The 1,369-nt window shown below is 66.3% G+C and carries 1 protein-coding gene and 1 pseudogene; one reads left to right on the top strand and one right to left on the bottom strand.

Annotation, left to right across the window (positions count from 1 at the left end; translation table 11 throughout):
- A partial coding sequence (locus tag ACR2JA_RS17285) for an aminotransferase class III-fold pyridoxal phosphate-dependent enzyme (RefSeq protein WP_434010310.1) occupies positions 1-617 on the top strand: 617 nt, incomplete at its 5' end.
- A 514-nt stretch (positions 618-1,131) separates the two neighbouring features.
- Here ACR2JA_RS17285 and purH read toward each other — a convergent pair.
- A pseudogene (purH, locus tag ACR2JA_RS17280) lies at positions 1,132-1,369 on the bottom strand (bifunctional phosphoribosylaminoimidazolecarboxamide formyltransferase/IMP cyclohydrolase); the annotation flags it as partial.

Below are 1,369 nucleotides of genomic sequence, written 5' to 3'. Positions count from 1 at the left end.
GCACGCAGCACGGCGCGCTGTTCGTGTTCGACGAGGTGATGACCGGCTTCCGCGTGGGTCTGGGCAGCGCCCAGGGTCACTACGCTTCGCTGATCCCGGGCTTCGAGCCCGACATGACCGTGATGGGCAAGGTCATCGGCGGCGGCATGCCGCTGGCGGCCTTTGGCGGCAAGCGCGCGGTGATGGAACACCTGGCGCCGCTGGGTGGTGTCTACCAGGCCGGCACACTGTCGGGCAACCCGGTGGCGACGGCCTGCGGTCTGGCCACGCTGAAAGAAATCCAGAAACCCGGCTTCTTCGACGCCTTGTCCGCCACAACCCGTTCGCTGGTGGACGGCCTGAAGGCCGCGGCCGACGCCGAGGGCGTGCCCTTCAGCGTCGACTGCCAGGGCGGCATGTTCGGCTTCTTCCTGATGTCCGAGCTGCCGCAGAACTACGCCACCGTGATGAAGACCGAGGGCGCCAAGTTCAACACCCTGTTCCACGGCCTGCTGGACCGCGGCGTGTACATCGCACCGGCTCTTTACGAAGCGGGTTTTGTGAGCGCGGCGCACACCGCTGAAGACATCGCGGCCACCGTGGCGGCGGCGCGTGAGGTGTTCAAGCAGCTGGCTTGATCGTCTTTTGCTTGTCTGAAACGGCTGGGGGTTTTCCTCCGGCCGTTTTTGTTTGTGCTCCTTGCGTTTCGCTCCTGGACCTCGCGCAAGGTGGGTGGTGGAGCTGGCGTGCTCCGGCTCACGCTCGCGAGCGACCTCACCAGCGCGCCACTCTCGTCGCGTCAACGCCGGGCAGGCCCGCCCGCGCTGAGGCAACCGCGAATCGAGCCTGCGCCCGCCAGCCCGCACCACCCACCTTGAAGTCAGGCTTGAGAACGCCAACAGTGACTTCCCTTCGTTGGCGAACGGAATGGTCAGCGGCGCTGGGGCTTGGGGTGGCCGGGCGCAGGCTTGATTCGCGGTTGCCGCAGAAGACGGGTACACGCCCGGTGTTGACGAAGTGACCACCGCACACCCGAGCAGACGCCCGCGAGCGTGAGCCGGAGAACGGGCGCCACGAGCCCCAGCCCACCCACAACAGCAGGCAAGAAAAAGGGGCTCCAAAAGGAGCCCCCAAGTCAGACGCACAAAAAGCTCAGTGGCGGAAATGACGAACGCCAGTGAACACCATCGCCACACCGCGCTCGTTCGCCGCGTCGATCACTTCCTGATCGCGCATCGAACCACCCGGTTGCGCCACGCAGGTCGCGCCTGCATCCACCACCACATCCAGACCATCGCGGAACGGGAAGAAGGCGTCGCTCGCCACCACCGTGCCTTGCAGCGACAGCTTGGCCGCCTCAGCCTTGATGCTGGCGATGCGGGCCGAGTCG

The sequence above is a fragment of the Hydrogenophaga sp. genome (assembly GCF_051007235.1).
Classification (GTDB): Bacteria; Pseudomonadota; Gammaproteobacteria; order Burkholderiales; family Burkholderiaceae_C; genus Hydrogenophaga.
This window is presented reverse-complemented; position numbering and strand designations above follow the sequence as displayed.